This is a genomic window from Arthrobacter sp. SIMBA_036 (assembly GCF_046535135.1).
Lineage (GTDB): Bacteria > Actinomycetota > Actinomycetes > Actinomycetales > Micrococcaceae > Arthrobacter.
Genome location: NZ_JAWRXG010000336.1, coordinates 1 through 252 on the forward strand (window position 1 = coordinate 1; position 252 = coordinate 252).

1 pseudogene is annotated in these 252 nt (G+C 59.5%); it reads left to right on the forward strand.

Annotation, left to right across the window (positions count from 1 at the left end):
- Nucleotides 1–94: 94 nt before the first annotated feature.
- Nucleotides 95–252 (forward strand): annotated as a pseudogene (locus SB659_RS20105) (MmgE/PrpD family protein); the annotation flags it as partial.

Sequence of the window (252 nt, forward strand, 5' to 3'; positions counted from 1 at the left end):
CCGAAGCCGCCACGATACTTCATTTGCACCGCAGCCTTACCCACGTCAAGGCCGTCCATCCGGCCCGTTAGAACGTCCCACCACAAGGAGCACCATGGTCAAGAACAACCACGTCCGCGTCTATAAGAGCGAAGAGAACCTTCCGCGCGAGGAGCAGTTGGCCCATAAGATCGCCGTGGTCGCCGCCGACCCGGTAGAGGTCACGGCCGAGGTCACTGACATGGTGATTAACCGGATCATCGATAACGCGTC